This window comes from Kitasatospora sp. NPDC032757, from assembly GCF_055579305.1.
Genome location: NZ_JBVINN010000040.1, coordinates 1 through 16,732, shown reverse-complemented (window position 1 = coordinate 16,732; position 16,732 = coordinate 1). Strand labels below are relative to the sequence as shown.

General features: G+C 69.4%; 13 protein-coding genes and 3 pseudogenes. 7 read left to right on the top strand and 9 right to left on the bottom strand.

Annotated features, from left to right (window positions below; genetic code table 11):
- Nucleotides 1–340 precede the first annotated feature (340 nt).
- Nucleotides 341–877 carry a hypothetical protein gene (locus ACZ5WK_RS32005; protein WP_465552659.1) on the bottom strand — a complete coding sequence of 179 codons (537 nt, stop codon included), beginning with the start codon at nt 875–877 and terminating at the stop codon, nt 341–343.
- Between the two features lie 361 nt (nt 878–1,238).
- On the opposite strand from ACZ5WK_RS32005, the gene ACZ5WK_RS32000 reads away from it, so the two are divergent.
- From ACZ5WK_RS32000 to ACZ5WK_RS31990, 3 genes are all read left to right on the top strand, one after another.
- On the top strand, nt 1,239–1,511 hold the full coding sequence (locus ACZ5WK_RS32000; RefSeq protein WP_465552657.1) for a hypothetical protein: 273 nt from the start codon (nt 1,239–1,241) through the stop codon (nt 1,509–1,511).
- A gap of 24 nt (nt 1,512–1,535) precedes the next feature.
- Entirely contained in the window at nt 1,536–1,760 is a 225-nt protein-coding gene (locus tag ACZ5WK_RS31995) for a hypothetical protein (RefSeq protein ID WP_465552655.1), read from the top strand.
- 137 nt (nt 1,761–1,897) lie between these two features.
- The gene (locus tag ACZ5WK_RS31990; RefSeq protein ID WP_465552653.1) at nt 1,898–2,089 is read left to right on the top strand and encodes a helix-turn-helix transcriptional regulator; all 192 of its coding nucleotides are present in this window, start codon (nt 1,898–1,900) and stop codon (nt 2,087–2,089) included.
- Nucleotides 2,090–2,138: 49 nt separating this feature from the next.
- Here ACZ5WK_RS31990 and ACZ5WK_RS31985 read toward each other — a convergent pair whose 3' ends face one another.
- Nucleotides 2,139–3,266 (bottom strand): tyrosine-type recombinase/integrase, encoded by a 1,128-nt coding sequence (locus ACZ5WK_RS31985; protein ID WP_465552651.1) that lies wholly within the window; start codon nt 3,264–3,266, stop codon nt 2,139–2,141.
- 133 nt (nt 3,267–3,399) lie between these two features.
- Between ACZ5WK_RS31985 and ACZ5WK_RS31980 the strand changes: the two are divergent.
- A pseudogene (locus ACZ5WK_RS31980) lies at nt 3,400–3,480 on the top strand (BBE domain-containing protein); the annotation flags it as partial.
- Between the two features lie 623 nt (nt 3,481–4,103).
- On the opposite strand, the pseudogene ACZ5WK_RS31975 reads toward ACZ5WK_RS31980, so the two are convergent.
- From ACZ5WK_RS31975 to ACZ5WK_RS31965, 3 genes and pseudogenes are all read right to left on the bottom strand, one after another.
- Nucleotides 4,104–4,292, bottom strand: a pseudogene (locus ACZ5WK_RS31975) (thioredoxin-disulfide reductase); the annotation flags it as partial.
- 270 nt (nt 4,293–4,562) lie between these two features.
- Nucleotides 4,563–7,007, bottom strand: coding sequence for a SpoIIE family protein phosphatase (locus ACZ5WK_RS31970; protein ID WP_465552649.1), 2,445 nt, complete (start codon nt 7,005–7,007; stop codon nt 4,563–4,565).
- Between the two features lie 531 nt (nt 7,008–7,538).
- A complete protein-coding gene (locus ACZ5WK_RS31965; protein WP_465552647.1) occupies nt 7,539–8,135 on the bottom strand; it encodes a TetR/AcrR family transcriptional regulator in 597 nt (198 codons plus the stop codon).
- Nucleotides 8,136–8,239: 104 nt separating this feature from the next.
- Here ACZ5WK_RS31965 and ACZ5WK_RS31960 point away from each other — a divergent pair, with 104 nt between their 5' ends.
- Nucleotides 8,240–9,022 carry an MFS transporter gene (locus ACZ5WK_RS31960; RefSeq protein WP_465552645.1) on the top strand — a complete coding sequence of 261 codons (783 nt, stop codon included), beginning with the start codon at nt 8,240–8,242 and terminating at the stop codon, nt 9,020–9,022.
- A 261-nt stretch (nt 9,023–9,283) separates the two neighbouring features.
- Here ACZ5WK_RS31960 and ACZ5WK_RS31955 read toward each other — a convergent pair whose 3' ends face one another.
- Entirely contained in the window at nt 9,284–9,466 is a 183-nt protein-coding gene (locus tag ACZ5WK_RS31955) for a hypothetical protein (RefSeq protein ID WP_465552643.1), read from the bottom strand.
- A gap of 562 nt (nt 9,467–10,028) precedes the next feature.
- On the opposite strand from ACZ5WK_RS31955, the gene ACZ5WK_RS31950 reads away from it, so the two are divergent.
- Both ACZ5WK_RS31950 and ACZ5WK_RS31945 read left to right on the top strand, forming a co-directional pair.
- Nucleotides 10,029–10,556, top strand: coding sequence for a hypothetical protein (locus ACZ5WK_RS31950; RefSeq protein WP_465552641.1), 528 nt, complete (start codon nt 10,029–10,031; stop codon nt 10,554–10,556).
- Nucleotides 10,557–10,593: 37 nt separating this feature from the next.
- The gene (locus ACZ5WK_RS31945) at nt 10,594–11,133 is read left to right on the top strand and encodes a hypothetical protein (protein WP_465552639.1); all 540 of its coding nucleotides are present in this window, start codon (nt 10,594–10,596) and stop codon (nt 11,131–11,133) included.
- Between the two features lie 70 nt (nt 11,134–11,203).
- Here the strand turns inward: ACZ5WK_RS31945 and ACZ5WK_RS31940 are convergent, their stop codons facing one another.
- The 3 genes and pseudogenes from ACZ5WK_RS31940 to ACZ5WK_RS31930 form a co-directional block, all read right to left on the bottom strand.
- The gene (locus tag ACZ5WK_RS31940; protein WP_465552637.1) at nt 11,204–11,728 is read right to left on the bottom strand and encodes a P-loop nucleotide/nucleoside kinase family protein; all 525 of its coding nucleotides are present in this window, start codon (nt 11,726–11,728) and stop codon (nt 11,204–11,206) included.
- A 1,585-nt stretch (nt 11,729–13,313) separates the two neighbouring features.
- On the bottom strand, nt 13,314–16,121 hold the full coding sequence (locus ACZ5WK_RS31935) for a ricin-type beta-trefoil lectin domain protein (protein ID WP_465552635.1): 2,808 nt from the start codon (nt 16,119–16,121) through the stop codon (nt 13,314–13,316).
- 114 nt (nt 16,122–16,235) lie between these two features.
- Nucleotides 16,236–16,549, bottom strand: a pseudogene (locus ACZ5WK_RS31930) (sugar ABC transporter substrate-binding protein); the annotation flags it as partial.
- Nucleotides 16,550–16,732: the final 183 nt, after the last annotated feature.

Below are 16,732 nucleotides of genomic sequence, written 5' to 3'. Positions count from 1 at the left end.
GCCCCCCCCCCCCCCCCCCCCCCCCCCACCCCTCCTCCCCCCCCCCCCCCCCCCCCCCCCCCCCCCGCGCCTGCACTGGTGCCGTGGAGCTGGGCACAGCCGGGCGGCACGGACAGCGCGGGCCGGCAGCCCGGGACCGGTTCGGTACCGGCTTCGCTGGACCGGATGCCGATGCCCGAGGAGACGGAGATCGCCGCCCGGCACACCCCCGCCCGGCCGGGCGTCGCGGCCGCCGCACCGGTGTCGTACAGGTCTTCCCCGACAGCGACGCGCTCCTGCGGCCGGTCGCCGCCGTGCTCGTCCCCGACCGAGGCCGCCTGTCCCTTCTGGCGAGAGCCGGTCAGTCCTTCAGGGCCGCTTGCAGCACCGCCGCCGGCTGACGGCCGAGCGGCCAGGACGTCACGAGCTCAAGGCGTCCGATCGCCCATTCGAGCCAGTCGGCGTCGCCGAGCCGGTGAGCGTCGCCGGCAGCGACCGTCTGCGTCATCAGCTCGGCCAGGAGCAGGACATGCGTGGGCTTGTACCACTCGGCGTGCCGGTCGAAGGTCAGCTTCCGCTCCTCGTACGGGTGGCGGAGGGTCATGTCGAGGTGGCCACCCCCACGTCCCTTGAAGGGGCCGGGGAGGCCGCCGAGAAGACCCGTCAACCCGAGCTCACCCTGATAGCCCGATCCCTTCGTCCCATGCCCTATCTGGATATCGATCCCCAGCATGACCCTGGACCAGGGGATCAACTCGTCCTCTGTGTCACCGGCGTGCCGGACCATTCCCTCTTTTCGGAGCTCCACCCAGCGACCGGCCGGCCGGTGGGAGTCTCCCACCACCCAGCGGCCTTCGACGAGTTCCAGCGGCCCGTAGGTCTTTCGCGAATCCCCCATGGACCCATTGGATCACGCAGCCGCACCGGAGGTTCGCACCTTGGCAGAAACCCGGGTCCGGAAGCCCCGCTCGATCGGAACGTCAGTGCACAGAGGCTCCGCCATCGTGCTGGACGCGACCGGAACCAGGAGAAGGTGACCTTGTTGCCGGTCTGGATGGTGCCACCAGTGCCGAGGCGGCACTCCGGGGGCCAGGGCGACCAGGCTTCCCGGCGGCGCCGTGGTCGTATTGCATCGATTGTCACCGGCGGCGTCAGGAAAGTGTCAGGGGATTTGTGCGTCGGTATTGACGACTTGTTGACAACTGCTTTCACCAACTAACTTGACCGGATCATCGACTAGGGGGAGGGAATGGTCAGCGGTGAGCTCACCGGATTTCAACGAGGGGGCCGACACGGCCGAAAGTCTTGCGCCTGTAAGGGCGGTGCTGCACGAAATCGCCGAGGAGAACGACAGGATCCGCGCGCTCGGCGCCCGCTCGGCTGCCTCCGCGGCGACAGCCCTCGACGGGTTCGCCACCGGCGACGCGCTGCGTACGGCGCTCACCCTATGGCAGCATCGGGCCGATGCGGTGGCCGAATCGCTCGCCGAGGCGTCGACGGCCCTCACTGACAGCCCGGATCCTGGCGCCTGACCGATCGAGCCGGAAGCGTGCTCCATGTACCTGACCGAACTCGCCGAGCAACTCGACGGCCGGACCGCTGTGAGGGCGCGGCCCCACGAGTTCTGCGCCACCAACGCCGAGGCCCGCTGGATCTGCCAGCTGTACGGCTACCGGATAGCGGACGAACGCCGCGCCGGGCCGCATACGGACTGCTCGCCGTCCTGGACTCCGCCCCGGCCGCCGGCGCCCGGTACAGCTGGACGCGACGACCAGATCTGACACCCGGGGCCTTTCAGGCTTCATTGGCGGCGCTTGGGGATCGGGCCCTGTACCACGCGGTGACGGCGCGACCAAACCACCCTTCTCAATCGATATTCGTGTTCCGCGAATTGCGGTTTGGTTATGCAGGAGGAGCCGTGCCGGAGCAGTTCATGAGCGCCAAGGAGACCGCGATGTATCTGAACATGTCCCTCGCCTGGGTCTACCGCGATGCTCCGCGCCTTGGGCTTGTGCCCTACAAGTTCGGGTGTGGCAGGAACGCAAAGTTGCAGTTCAAGGTGTCGGAGGTCCAGGCCTGGGTGAAGCAACAGAGGCTGCGGGCGGCGTAGATGTCTCGGGTGCGGGGGTCCAGCCCAACGGGGCTGGACCCCCGCGTGTTCAGGCGGCCAGCCCGAGGTCCAGGGCCTCTGCAGCGCGGCTGATGGAGCCGGGCATGAGGTGGCGGTAATACTTGAACGTGATCTTGACGTCGCGGTGGCCCATCCACTCCGCGACGTCGGTGATGGGTATGCCGTTGCTGAGGCAGTTCGATGCGAAGAAGTGGCGCAGGCCGTAGAGGACCATGCCCTCGGGGATGTCGACCTCCCCGGAAGCCTTCAGCCTCCGCCACTGCCCGCTGATGATGTGATGCGGCATGGCGAGCATGATGTCCTTGGGATTGCGCAGCAGGTAGCCGTCCACAGTCCCGTAAGTGTCCGCGTACCACTCGATGGCGTGCTTGGTACGCGCCGGCAGCGGCACGTCGCGGTACTCACCTGCCTTGCGGTGCTTCAGGCGTGCGTAGCTCTTGGTGGCCTGGTTGACCTGCTCGCCCACGCGGTAGATGTCGTCGGCGACGATGTTGTTGACGTTGACGGCGTATGCCTCGCCGTTCCGCAGGCCGCAACCGCTCATGAGTTCCGCGACCAGGCGGAAGACGTCGTCGCCGGCAGTCCGGATCTCGTGCAGCTGGGGGAGGGAAGGAATCACCGCGCGCTCCGCGTCGTACCGAGGGGGCTGTACTCCCTCCAGTGGGCTGTCCTCGTAGAGGCCGAGCCGGTGTGCGTCCAGCAGGATCGTCTTCAGCCGGATGAACGCGTTGGTCTGAGCGGCCAGGCCGACGCCGTTCCGTTCCATGTCCGTGATGAACGCTTCCACGACCTTGTGGTCGAAGGTGGCCATGCGGCGGCTGCCGAAGGCCGGCAGGAGGTGGTTCCTGAGGATGGAGTCGGTGTTCCGCAGTGAGGTCGGGCTCTGGTGGCGCTGGCTCTTCAGCCACTCGGCGGTGTAGGCCGAGAACTGCATGCCGCCGTACTTCCTGATGCGCTCCGCCTTGTGCAGGCTCATCGGGGAGGTCTTGCGGGCATGGTAGACCTCGGCGAGCCGGGCCTTCGCCAGATCCTGGTTGGCGAAGCCCGACTCCTCGGCCTGCCGCCCGGACGCGTTGCGGTACCTGATCTTGTAGTCGTGCGGGCATTTGCTCCAGCGGGACTCCGGGTGCTCGCACTCCTTGAAGAGGCTGCCCATGCCGCGAATTAGAGCTGTGCTTGCCATGATGGCTGACCCCCGGAGTCATGCTGACCTTTTGCTGACTCCGGATGGTGGATCACGCCCCTGAGCTGGGGAGAAACGTCGACCTCGTGATAACAAGCAGAACTACAGCCGACTGCAGAAGGCTAAGAAGACCTGGGACGCCAAGAACGTCTTCCACCACGCCCAGTCGATCACCCTGCCGTCCTGACCGCACACGCAGAGCCATGTCGACCATCCGGCAAACGGATGACATCGGGGCGAATGGTGTGAGTAAAGAGGTCGACGTGGCTTTCTGCCCCGAGCGCGGCAGGGCGGCCGGACCTCCTCGCAGCGGCGGTGCAGGTTCGACGTGCCGTGGGCTGAGCTCTCAGGTGTTCGCGTATCTGTGAGGGTGAACTCGGACTGATGCTGACTTTTGCTGACCTGAGCTGATGGTTAGTCAGGTTTGATCAGCGTAGGCGGAAGCTGTTCGAGCAGCAGCGGTCGGAGAGGCCGGGCGAGGGCTGGAATCGCTCTGCGGCGCCTCTGTATGAGCATGCGCGGAAATGGCCTGGCTGCTGATCGGTACCCGGGCGGCCTGGTGTGCGGGCCCGGGAGCGAGCCGCGGGCGGAGGCGGCGGCTGGCATGCGGCGCTGCCGATGCCGGCGGCCCGAGGAAACCGCTTCATGACTTCTTTGCCGAGGCGTCCCGCTCCCGCCCTGGCTACGGAGCCGCCGCAGTGGCGCGCCCAAGGAGCGCGCCGCCAGAGAGTCTGACAGGTGGTTGAGGGTCGCGTGTTGGGCCTGGGGACGTCGGTCACGATGTACACGATGCAGGGGCGGCGCCGCTCGGCGGGTCGAGTGGGTCTCGACCTTGAGGTAGCCCTCGGCGTCGAGCTCCAGCTGGCCCTTGAACAGGTCGGTGCGCGGGCCGTGGCCGATGGCGTGGAACAGGCCGGTGACGTCCAGCTCGCGGGTCTCGCGGGTGGTGCGGCTGTCCTTCGACACCGTGCGCAGCGTGATGCCGGTCAGCTTCGGGTCGCGGTCGCCGGGCCTCGTGTCCTCGCCGGTGCTGTCTGGGGCAGCGGCGATCGCGGGCCCTCGACGGCGATGGACCTGCGTCGGCGGCTGTCGGGGAGGGCCGGTGGGGCGCCGGCCGGTAAGTGGTTCCTGCGGCGGCGGACGGCGTCACCACGCTGCCGGCCACCTGGTGATCACTCCGGCCGGGCAGCGGGATTTGCCGCCGATCCGGCCTCGAAGACCGCAGAGCGGTACTCATCGACGACGGCTGCGGGAGCTGGGGATCCGGGCTCAGGTCAGGGCTTGGTCGCGCAGACGGGGGAGGGGCTGCTCGGCCCAGATGGTCTTGCCGGTGCCGGTCTGCCGCGTGCCCCAGCGTTCGGTGAGCTGGGCGACCATCATCAGGCCGCGTCCGCCCTCGTCGAAGATGCGGGCGCGGCGCGGGTGTGGTGCGGTGCTGCTGGCGTCGGAGACTTCGCAGATCAGCGTCCGGTCCTTGATGAGCCGCAGCTGGATGGGCGGGGCGGCGTAGCGGATCGCGTTGGTCACCAGCTCACTGACCGTGAGTTCGGTGACGAAGGCCAGCTCGTCCAGCTCCCACGCGTGGAGCTGTGCGGTCGTCCGCGAGCGGGCCTCGGCGACGACGGCTGGATCGGCGGGCAGGTCCCAGCAGGCGACGTGCTTGGTGTCCAGGGCGCGGGTGCGGGCGATGAGCAGTGCGACGTCGTCGGCAGGCCGCTCGTCGAGCATCGCCTTCAGGACGGTGTCGCAGAGGGTTTCGAGGTCGCTGGTGGTGTCCATCGAGGGGGCAGGGCCGGCGAGGGCCGTACGCAGGGCGTGCCCGCCGGTGTCGAGGTCGCGACTGCGGGCCTCGATCAGGCCGTCGGTGTACAGCGCGAGGAGACTGCTTTCGGGAAGCTCGGTTTCGACGGACTCGAATGGCAGTCCGCCCAGGCCCAGTGGTGGGCCGGTGGGCAGTTCGATGAAGTCCACGGCGCCGTCGGGGGTCACCAGAGCGGGCCAGGGGTGGCCGGCGCTGGCGAGCGAGCAGCTACGGGAGATGGGGTCGTAGACCATGTACAGGCAGGTGGCTCCGAGTTCTCCGGGGGGCGCGTCAGCGCACTCCTTCCCCGTGCCGAGCTGGATGACGAGGTCGTCCAGGTGTGCGAGCAGCTCGTCCGGTGCCAGATCGACGTCGGCGAGGGTGCGTACGGCGGTCCGTAGGCGCCCCATGGCGGCGGAGGCGTGGATGCCGTGGCCGACGACATCGCCGACGACGAGGGCGACCCGGGCTCCGGAGAGCGGGATCACGTCGTACCAGTCACCGCCGATACCGGCCTTCGAGTCCGCAGGCAGGTAGCGGCCGGCGACGTCGACGGCGGCCTGCTCGGGAATCCCCTGCGGCAGCAGGCTGTGCTGGAGGGTGAGGGCGGCGGTGCGCTCGCGCGTGTAGCGGCGGGCGTTGTCGATGCAGACCGCGGCACGCGCGGCCAGTTCCTCGGCGATCTGCAGGTCATCCTGCCCGTACGGCGGCGCGGACGGGTCCACGCGGGTGAAGAGGACGACGCCGAGGTTCGTACCGCGGGCACGCAGCGGTACCGCGAGCAGCGAGTGCGCACGGTGCCGGCGTATCCAGGCGGCCCGGTCCGGGTCCTGGGCCAGCCAACGGGCGATCTCGGGATCGGTGGTCCGGTGGGCGGTGCCCCGGCCGGTGGCCAGGCAGCGGGCATGCGGTGAGAACTCCGGGTAGCGGGCCGGCTCGCCGACGGCGACGAGACCGGGAACGTCCGAGCGGACGGCGACGCGCCGCAGGACCAGGGGGCGGTCGGTGGGGATCGGCGCGGGCTCATCCCCGTGCAGCACGGCATCGAGCAGGTCGACCGAGACAAAGTTCGCGCAGGCGGGCACGGCCACGTCGGCCAGCTCCTGGGCGGTGCGGGCCACATCCAGGGTGCTGCCGATCCGCCTGCTGGCCTCATCGAGCAGCGCCAGACGTTCGCGGGCCGCGTGCTGCTCGGAGAAGTCGAGTGCGGTCATCTGCACGCCGTGCACCAGTCCTGCCGGGTCCTTGAGCGGGGTGAAGTGGACGATCCAGGCGTGCGGGAAGGCGTCTCCCGGTACCCGCAGATAGTTCTCGAGGTGCTCCGGTTCACCGGTCGCCGCCACTCGCTCGACACTCCGCTGGGGGACCTCGAACAGCGGATCCGGCATGTGCTCGGTGATCCGGAGCCCGCGAAGCTCCCCCTCCGGGGCTCCGAGCTGCTGCGCCGTGGTCTCGTTGACGTAAAGGAACCGGCCCTCGGTGTCGTAGATCGCCAGAGAGAGCGGGGACTGGTCGAACGACCAGTGAAGCAGCGGATCGTTGTCGCGGTCGTTCTCCTGCCCCAGTGCGGCGGCCTCGAGCAGCCAGCCCACCTGCCCGTCACCGGCCGGCAGCGGACGCGCACACAGTCGGCATTCCGCCGGGTGGCCGTCGCGGTGGCGCAGGGCCACAGGTCCGACCCAGCCCTCCTGCCCGGCCAGCCGCTCGCGAGCGGACCCGGGGAGGGGCGTCGCGAGCAGATCCGCTGCGGGCCGGCCCACGGCCTCGGAGTCGCGGTACCCGAGCAACCGCTGTGCACCGGGACTCCAGCCCGTCAGTACTCCGTCCGGAGCCGCGGTGGCCACGGCCGCACCTGTGGCGAAGGGGCCACCGGGATGACCGTCGCCGGTCGCTGGCGTGTCCATGTTGATCATCTCGCTTCGCGCGTCCGTTGACTCAAGGATTCCCCGGGCACGGCACCAGTTCACATCGGGCCGCGGAAGCATGCGGGATGGGTGAGAGCTCAGTGGTCGACTGTGGAAGCCCTTCGGGGGTTGATCACGCTGGTTATAGGTTGGAGGGCTTCGTGTCGGCCGAGTGCGCGTCGGTCGTACCCGGCTAGTAGATCGTCCAGATCACAGCTGGTGAACTTCTACTGGTAGGGCTGGCTGCGAGTGCCATGGCGTCGTAGCGGCATGCGAAAGTCGGAGCCGGCCCCGGACCTTGGCGATGTCCATGAAGTCGTTGGGTTAGACGACCTTGCGTTGGACGATGGTGAAGAAGATCCCGAGCGCTGTACACCCATGAGAGGGTCCTGGACCTGGGCACCTCGACGTGCCGACCGCATAGTGCCGCGAGCGCTCCCGCGTCCGCAGCGAGAAGGGAATCGGCTGGGGCGGGCGACTGGCCACGTTTGCCGGCCGCTCTGCTACAGCCCTGGGCGGGGGCTGCGCGGCGGCGAGTAGTCAGGCGGCGTAGTGCCGCACGAGGTCGTCGACCAAGGTGCGGGCGTAGTCGGCGGTGACCGGGCCGAGACCGAGGATGGCCCGGAAATAGAGCGGGGCGAGCAGGTGGTCCATGGCCTGCTGCCGGGTCGGGCAGGGCTCACCGCGCCGCTCGGCGTTGGCCAGGACGGCGTTGAGCTGCTGCTGGCGGGCGGCCATGCGGGGGCTGGGGCCAGGGGCGGCGGCGACCCGGTCGACCGAATCGCGCAGCAGGGCGAGCACGTCGGGGGTGGTGATGGTGTTCCGGGTCTGCTCGGCCCACAGCAGCAGGTCCTGGTGCAGGCTGCCGGCGTCGGGGGGCGGGTCGTCCGGGTGCAGGCGAGCACCGGCGACCTCGTCGAGCAGTTGGTTCAGGTCGCCCCAACGCCGGTACACCGTAGTTGGGTTGACGCCAGCGCGGGCGGCGACGGCGGGAACGGTCAGGCGCTCCGGGTCCTGCTCGGCGATCAGCTCGGCCACCGCCTGGTGGACGGCCTCGCGTACCCGGGTGCTGCGCCCGCCGGGCCGGCGGACCGGTGCGGCGCGGGCAGCGGGGGCGGCGGGGTTCTCTCTGGTCACCAATCCATCCTAAGGCAATCAGGTTTGCTTTTGCGGGTGGGCGCGTTAGCCTGCAACTAAGTCCACAAGATTTGCTTTTAGTGTTCTGGGAAAGCAGGTCCGCGATGTTCGGTACAGCTCCAGCCCGTCTGCCCCGCACCCCAGCGTTCTGGCTGGTCGCCGCGGTACTCCTGCTGATGATGTTCGCCGCTGCCGCACCCTCCCCGCTCTACGTCGTCTACCAGGCCCACTGGGGCTTCTCGGCCGACGGGCTGACCGCCGTCTTCGCGGTGTACGCGCTGTTCCTGCTGCTCGCGCTCGTCACCGTCGGCGGCCTGTCCGACTTCCTCGGGCGCAAGCCCGTCATCCTCGGCTCGGTCGTCCTGGAAGCCGCGTCGATGCTGTTGTTCGCCGATGCCCACTCGGTCGGCTGGCTGTTCGCCGCCCGGGCCGTCCAGGGCCTGGCCACCGGAGCAGCCACCGGCGCCCTCGCCGCCGCGCTGGTGGATCTCCAGCCGGCCTCCGAGTCAGGACTCGGCGTGCTGGTCAACGGTGCGGTCTCCACCGGCGGGTTGGCCCTCGGCGCGCTCGGCTCCGGCCTGCTCGTCCAGTACGGTCCGGCCCCGCGCGTCCTGGTCTTCGCCTCGCTCCTGGCCGGCCTCATCGCCACCGCGGTCGCGCTGCCGCTGATCCCCGAGACCGCCACCCCCCGCCCCGGCGCCCTCGCCTCGCTGACCCCCCGAGCACGGGTGCCACGCCGGGCCCGCGGTGCCTTCCTCGCCGCCCTGCCCGCCCTGATCGCCGCCTGGGCCTGGGCGGGTTGCACCTCGCACTCGCCCCCACGCTCGCCGCCGCGCTGCTGCACGTGGCCAACCACCTTGTCGCCGGGCTCGCCATCAGTACCATGACCGCCGCCGGAACAGTCGGCTCGATCGCCATGCGCGGCCGCGCATCTCGTCGTCGGCGCCGGGTGGCACCCGGGTTTGTGGCTGCGGCCGCCGAGGCTGCTGCCCAGGTGCACAGCAGCCTCGGCGTAGCCCCAGAGCTGCTGGTAGTCGGCCATGTTGTCCCTTCCTCGGTATTCGGCGGCGAGGGTCCGTGCGACGAACTGGTGGGCGTACGGCGAGGCCGCCCCTGCCGGTGGGCGGAGCGGCCTTCTGCGAAGGGGATCAGACTTCGGCGAGACGGTTGGAGAGGTTGAGCGCGGCGGTGGCGACGGCGAGTGCGGAGCACAGACCGGTGACCTCGCGGGCGGTGGGGCGGACGAGGCGCGGCCAGTCGTCGGGGGCGGCCTGCCAGGAGGCGAGGTGGACCTCCGTGGTGGCCAGGCCAAGGTGGGCGGTGACGTCCAAGCCCGCGCAACTGGCCGGTTCCCAGCGCAGGCTGATGCGACCGATAGGAAGACGGGGGGCGTCGGTGGCCAGCCAATGGACGCTGATGGGGTGTGCGGGGCAGGTGGGTGCACTGCGGACGAGGGCGCCGCGGACTCCGGCCGGCATCGGCCGGACGGCGAGGCTGTCGAGAGGGTGGGGCGTTCTCGGGCGGTTGTGAGAGGTGATGCGGTCCTCCTCCGCACTGCAGCCCTCATCGCCCTCGCCGCCGAGCTACCCGCACCGGTACTGGCCGACCTCCTCGACATTCACATCCATACTGCGCTGAAGTGGGCCCGCCACGCGCAACGCGACTGGAGCACCTCCCTCACCGCGAGAGCCACCGACCTGACTGCTGCCACGCAACCAGCTCGGCCATGAACGACCTGCAGCACAACCCGGTGGCGTCTCCGGAGGGCCGATTAGGAGACTACGAGCGTCCATCTCATTGACACTGGGCAAGAATTGACGTTCATTCTGTTGGTTTCGTTCAGTGTGGGGATGCTCGGGGGTGCCCTGCTCGTCCATCGTGAGGAGCCCTGGCTTGACTGTCTCATGGGATCTGCTGATATCCACCGCAGGTGGTGTCACCGCAACGGTCGTGGGCGTCATCGCCGGCGGTGTCGTCGGGCGCCGCAGCCAGCACCAGCAATGGCTGCAGGGGACGCAGACCGCCGCCTACGAGAAGTTCCTGCAGGCGTTCGGGGGCGTGGAGGCGGAGCTGCGCGAGGCCTTCCTCGACGAGCGCAGGCCCGCCGTTGACTGGGTGCCTTTCGTGGCCGCCCAGCACTCGGTCAGCCTAGTTGCCGACCCGGCGACCAGCGCAGCGGCCGAGCGGGTCTGCGAGATCCTGGAGGACTTCACCATCCTCTTCCATGGTCGTCAGCCGACCGACCTCGAAGAACTGCGGCCGATTCATGCCGCGCTGGGCGAGGCTCACCTGAGCTTCGTCAATGCGGCCCGCTGTTCCCTTGCCCCGTCCCAACGGCGCCTGGACCGATCACTGGGCGGCCCCTCGCCCTGGCGGGGCGTCGAGTCCTTCTACACCCGACCTGACAGAAGCCTCGGCTGAGCCTTGGCTGGACGTCCGACTGAAAGGTAGGAATAGCATGAATCTCCCTTGGGGAACCCTCGTATCCACCGCCAGCGGAGTGGCCGCGACAATCCTTGGCATCCTCGTAGGCACCCTGGCCGGGCGCCGCAATGAATCCGGGCAGTGGATACGCGATCGGAAGATCGCGGCGTACGAGCGCCTTCTCCAGAGCTTCGGCGCGGTCGAGATCGGCATGCGCCACGCGTACTGGGAGCAGCGCGAGCCCGAGGGGATCGACTGGGAGGAGTGGAACGCCGCCTTGGTGTCGGTCAGCCTGGTAGCCGATACCGATGTGGGGATCGCTGCGGAGCAACTCGCCTCAGTCGTAGGAGAGTTCAGTGCCTTCCCGTTCGGGGAGCCAAAGGACATGGCGATGCTTCGTCAGATTCATACGAAACTCGACGCTGCACAACGGGAGTTCGTCAACGCCGCCAGGCGATCGATCCACGCTTCAGACGGGAAGCAAGTCCCCTGGCGTTTGGGTGGTCCGCCACCCTGGGGTGAGATTGAACAGATCCATCAGCGAGACAACGACATCGGTCGCGTCATCCCCTGAACCACATTGGGTTTGGAGCGTCACGGGACATGTACAAAGGGCCCTTCCCATACCATGTCGGGCCGAAAAGTCACGCGAACGACGGCCACCGGTAGGCGGCCCACTCCCGCCAGCCCGCCCAGCCAGAGGGCGGGCCGGCGACCTCGCCGCCTCCCAACTCCGCCGCGTCGGGCTCCTCGAAGTGCGCCCGGCCATCCTGGATGTCGGCCTCGGTCATCGGGAACGTCTCCTCGGGGGTAGTCGCCCAGCGATGGGCGATCCGGGCGCGCTGGGTCGCATCGTCCACCGGCAGGTAGAGCATGCGGAAGGACGCGCCCTCGGCCTGCGCCAGCCACCGGATCGCAGACCGTTCGTCACGGGACCAACAGCCGTAGTCCACCACAACGTTGGTGCCCAGCTTGACCGCCTCCAAGGCGAGCCAGAGCATGCGCCCCTCCAACACGTCGCGCTTCCCGTTCGCCTCCGACTCACGGAACAGGGGAATCATCCAGTCGTCGGGTGTCAGGCGCAGCGCGCCGTGCTCATCGGCGAGCTGCCGAGCCCTCGTGGTCTTTCCGGCCCCTGGCAGGCCGACCATCAGGAACAACGTGGTCACACCCAGATGGTGGCAGGGAGGCCGGGCAGGCGACCACCGCTTTATCTGCCTGGTGCCGGTCAGACCGCCCGCCCCACGACCCGAACAGCGGCTCAACGTGATGCGTCACGTGGTCCGCCCGGACAGAACCTGGCCGAAGGAATACTCCCCATGCTCAAACACCCCACTGCACCAGTTGAGCAGCGGCTGCGAGCGGAGCTGACCCAGGACGACTTCGTCCTCGCAGGACCGGAGGCGTGATGGTGAGAGCCTGGGGCAGACGGCACCGAAGGGGCCGCAGACGCGAAAGGGCGGCCGGAGCACGAAGCTCCGGCCGCCCTCGCTGTTTCGTCAGGCTTCCTGGACCGCCCGGTGGATCAGCGGCACAGCCTTCTCCAGGTCTGACGCAGAAAGGTCCCGTGTCCCTCCTCGGCCAGACGCGGGAACGAAGCACCGAGTTGGCGCCGCACCGCATCACGACACCCGCACCGACGGTAGACCCGGCCCCGCCGCCGCCCTGAACTGCGCACTATTCTCTGCCTCCTGCGGTACTGATTCCTTGATCAGCCCGCGAGGCTACAGATCCCGCGTCTTGATGGACCGCTGCGACCACCATGCGATCACCAACGCGGAATCACCGCTTTGACCTGCGGCTGGCGGTGAGAGCCCGTTGGATGCGCCAGGAGTAGCTGGGCAGGTTCCAGGTGCGGTGGCGAGGTATCAGGTTCTGTCCGACCCGAGACGCTGGCAGTCTCGAGGTGGCTGCGCACCGGGCACTGGCGCGCCGGGCTTCGGACACCACGTCACCAGCCACTCGGTCCGGAATATTGCGTTCACTGCCGAGGACCCGGTCATGCACGGGTGGTGGGAGCCGGCGGCCCGCGAGGGCGAGTGGCCGCCGCACGGCTACCTGGGGCCGAAGGTGTTGAGGAACACAGCGGGCTCCTCGCCGAAGTACCCGCCGAGTCGAAGCCGATGAGTGCCGCGAGGCCTTGCCGGTGTACGTCCGCTCCAGTTCCAGGCCGGCGCGGGACGAGGCATGGTCGAGCGCCTGCTCTCCGGGCTTGGTCCGATGCGCGTAGCCGCGACCAAGCCAGCGGTACTCGGCGACGACATCGTGCGGGCCGTGCCCGACTTCCGGCAGGTCGGCCCCACGAGCCCGCAGGAGGGCGTGGACCTTCCCCGCCAGCGCCGAGAGCGAGGCGCCGTTCAGTGGCAAGGTGTCGTTGACTACGACTCCCAGGATGCGCGTCCGCAGCCCGGCGAGCCGTAGCCCCAGAGCCAGCCCGGCGGCAGTGCCGCCAGAGCCGACCGATGTCACGATCCATCCTGGCTCGGGCAGCCGCCGCTGGCACACCTGGCCGGCCAACTCGAGCGCGCACTCGACGTACCGCTGAGGAGGACGGCTTGCCGGGCGGGGCCGGTGAGGTCGCCGAGTTCGACGCCCTCGACGGCGCCCAGTTCGGCGGCGGTCCTGGCGAGGCCGGGCCCGGGTTGGTTCCGGGTCGTCGAGGTCGGACGAGTGCGGCATCGACGACCAGGCGTGCCCGGGGTGTCGACCACCATCGTTGGTCGACACCCCGGGCCTTGTTGCGTCAGGTCGGGATCAGGGCAGGCGCCAGATCTGGTTGGCGGCGGCGGAGCAGTCCCACAGGATCAGCTGGGTGCCGGCGGGACCGGCGCCCGAGTCGTCCAGGCACTTGTTGCTCTGCGGGTTCTTGAGGGTGCCGTCGGTCTGGGGCTGCCAGACCTGGTTGCCGGCCCCGTTCACGCAGCCGTACAGCTGGATGGGGGTGTTGTTGCCGGGGTTGGTGCCGGGGGCGGTCATGCATTTGCCGAGGGTGCGCAGGGTGCCGTCGGTGCCGACGGTCCACTGCTGGTTGGCGGCGGTGCCGCTGCAGGCCCAGACGACGATGGGGTTGCCGTCGGTGGTGCCGGCTCCGGAGTCGTCGACGCACAGGCCGTTGATGCCGGTGATGTGGCCGGTGCCGGTGGTCTTGTCCAGGCCGATCTGGACGGTGCCCAGGTGGCTGGCCGCTGTGGCCGGTGTGCCGGAGAGCCGGCTGAACGTCATGCCGGAGACCGGGGCCGACACCTGCTGGACCAGGTAGGACTTGCCGGTCGTGGTCGGGATGGTGAACTGTCCGGCACTGGTGGGGCGGACGATGACGGTCTTCTGGTCGGTGCCGTCGACGACCGAGACGCTCTGGCCGGGCCAGGGATTGCGGATGTTGATGGTGCCGGTGGAGCCGGCGTGGATGCCGACGGTGCCGATGACGCCGCCGTGGACCTGGACGGAGACGGTGCTGCCGCCGTGGATGTACTGGGTGCCGTCGGCGTCCCAGCCCTGTGGCAGGGCCGGGGCGATTCGCAGCAGGCCGTCGTAGTCCTGGACCAGCGCCTCGTTGATCGCCAGTGCGACGTTGGCGGCCTGCTCGATGTACGGCTCACTGCCGCCGGACTGGCCCCACAGGTTGGCCAGGCCGGTGGGATAGGTCTGGTACTTCTGGGTGAGCGCGGTCAGGTCGGCGGCGACCCGGTCGGGCAGGCCGAGGCGGGCGGCGTGGACGGCGTCGAAGCTCCAGTCGTTCTGCTGGACGTTGACCCGGCTGTTGTAGGTGCGCCGGGCCACGGACAACAGGGGTGAGTTGTCGCCGATCAGGCCGTAGGGCCAGACGGCTTCGAGGTCGTCGTTCTCGGTGTTGTAGACCGTCGCGGTGGGCTGCGAGGACTGGCCGAGCACATCAGTGCCGGAGGCGTCGGCGGCTGCGGTGAGGTTCTGCCGGTGGGTCGCGGCGTCGGTGCGCGGGTAGTCGGGGATCTGCGGGATCGCGGCCTGCAGTTGGGAGATCAGCGAGGCGTCGACGTTCAGGATGCTGGCAGCGGAGATCGTGGCGGGGAAGAGGCCCTTCATCGCGTCGATCATGTTGACCGGGTCCTGCACGTTCCACTGGTTCTCGTGGACGTTGGCGACCGCGTGCCGCTTGCCGTCGGCGCCGACCGTGGTGAAGGCCAGCAGGAACTGGGCGGACTGCTGCATGAGCGGGTAGTTCGCCGTAAGGAAGGCCTTGTCACCGGTGGTCAGGTACTGCTGCCAGACCCAGAGTCCGATTTCGGCGCCGGTCGAGACCGTGGCACCGTTCCAGGTGGTCAGCGCCTGGTCGCAGGAGGCGTCGCCGAACGGGTCGCCGTCGTTCTGGAAGCCGTTGCCGTTGAAGCGCATGGTCTCCGGCACGCAGATCCCGGGCCGGTTGCCCATGTGGGCCCTGGTCCAGGTCTGGATGTTGGCCAGGTTGGAGGTGTAGAGGTTGTAGAGGCCGGTGTTGAGCTCGAACGCGCCGGCGCCGATGTTGGCGGCCACCTGTCCGCGGATGTTCCAGAACCAGTAGCCGGCCGGGTACCAGTTCTGGGTGTCCTGGGAGAAGTTGAAGAGGTCGGCGACTCCGGCCTGGGAGCCGGGCAGCGGCCCGCGGGACTCCTCGGCGGTGTAGAAGTAGTACAGGGTGCGAAGCTTCTCCAGGTAGTCGGCGGTGCCGTCGGCCGAGGAGAGCTTCACCAGGCCGAGCTTGGCCCAGTAGTCGTGCCACCAGCCCAGGTGCGGGGCCTGGAGGGTGCCGGTGCTCGCGGCCGCGTCCGTGCCCAGCAGCACGGCGGCGGTGGTGGCGGCGTTGCCGCCGGTCCAGCTCGGGCTGCCGACCAGGATGCGGAAGCTGCCATCGGTGTTGGGGGTGAAGTTCACCTTCACGGTCTGCGAGTCGGTGACCGTGGCGGTGACGTTGCGTCCGCCAGCGGTGAGTGCGGCCAGTGAGCCGAAGGTCCGGCCGGAGCCGGTGGTGGCGTTGTTGTCGACCCAGGTCTCGGCGAGGGTCGCGATGCCGCCCGAGGCTGCGGCGGTCGGGGTGCGGCCGGACCACAGGTTGACGGTGGCGGACTGGGCGGTGTTCGGGTCGGCGCCGGTCACGTCCACGACCAGTTCGTCCTTGTCGGCGCGGACGTAGATCGTCGCGCTCATCCCGCCGCCGGACTCGCGCAGCACGCCGTCGTACGGGTCGACGGTGGCGGTGAAGTCGGTGGCGTTCGTGATCCGCGACAGGCCGGGGATCTGCAGCCAGCCGGGGGACTTGCGGCCGGGCAGGGTGTCGGCGCGGTTGAGTTGGGCTGTGAAGCCGTTGGCGGCCCAGACCGCGGCGCCGAGGGTGCCGTTGCCCAGCGGCATCGACTGGGTCGCCGCGGTGTTCGGGCTGCCCAGGGCGATGTTCGCCTCGCGGACGAGGCTAGCGGTATCGACGGAGAATGCGCCGCCGGACCAGGCGGTGGTCGTGGTGGCGGCGGTCGCCGTGGCGGGGGACCAAGCGGCGGCGGTGGTACCAAGGGTCAGGGCGACTATCGCCCTGACCACCGGTGCACTTCGCATGGTGCGGCCTTTCAGTGGGGGTGGGTGGGGAGCAATCACTGGTGGTGCGCAGACCGCAGTCCCGTCGTCCCGTTGTCGTGGTGGCTGCTGGTCTGGTTCTGGGGCCCGCCTCGGTCAGCCCGTGGCACGGTTGGCTCGGAGCGACGGGTCGCCGATGTTCTCCTTGGTGACCAGCGGGCGGGGAGCTGGTTCTCCAGGCCGTTGGGCTGGGAGACGGTCGCGTCGATGTCGCCCTTGCGGATCGCGTCGAACTCCTGCGGGATGCCGTCGTTGGAGACGATGGCGATGTGACCGGGCTGGCCGGCGGGCTTGAGCAGGCCCTTCTGCTGGAGCAGCGCGAGGGTCGGCTGCAGGAACACGCGGCCGGCCCGCATGTTGACGCCGCCGGTGTCCGGGGTGTCGGCCAGGGTGGACCGGGTGGTTCGGCTCTATGTGTCAGACCGTCCTGGGCAGTAGGGGTCGTGCGCACTGGCGGGGGACCGGATGTGCGGGACTCGGCAGGTCGCCGTCAGGCGAGGGTGCCGAGCGCCAGGGGTCGGTGCCGGCGGCCAGCCAGTCTTCGACGGCGGCGACGTGCACGGTGCTGGCGCTGGCGGCCAGGGCGGCATCGC

Excerpts from the sequence above, each read along its gene's own strand:
- ACZ5WK_RS32005 (WP_465552659.1), bottom strand. The coding sequence starts at position 877 with ATGGGGGATTCGCGAAAGACCTACGGGCCGCTGGAACTCGTCGAAGGC.
- ACZ5WK_RS31995 (WP_465552655.1), top strand. The coding sequence starts at position 1,536 with ATGTACCTGACCGAACTCGCCGAGCAACTCGACGGCCGGACCGCTGTG.
- ACZ5WK_RS31985 (WP_465552651.1), bottom strand. The coding sequence starts at position 3,266 with ATGGGCAGCCTCTTCAAGGAGTGCGAGCACCCGGAGTCCCGCTGGAGC.
- ACZ5WK_RS31970 (WP_465552649.1), bottom strand. The coding sequence starts at position 7,007 with ATGATCAACATGGACACGCCAGCGACCGGCGACGGTCATCCCGGTGGC.
- ACZ5WK_RS31960 (WP_465552645.1), top strand. The coding sequence starts at position 8,240 with ATGTTCGGTACAGCTCCAGCCCGTCTGCCCCGCACCCCAGCGTTCTGG.
- ACZ5WK_RS31945 (WP_465552639.1), top strand. The coding sequence starts at position 10,594 with ATGAATCTCCCTTGGGGAACCCTCGTATCCACCGCCAGCGGAGTGGCC.
- ACZ5WK_RS31935 (WP_465552635.1), bottom strand. The coding sequence starts at position 16,121 with ATGCGAAGTGCACCGGTGGTCAGGGCGATAGTCGCCCTGACCCTTGGT.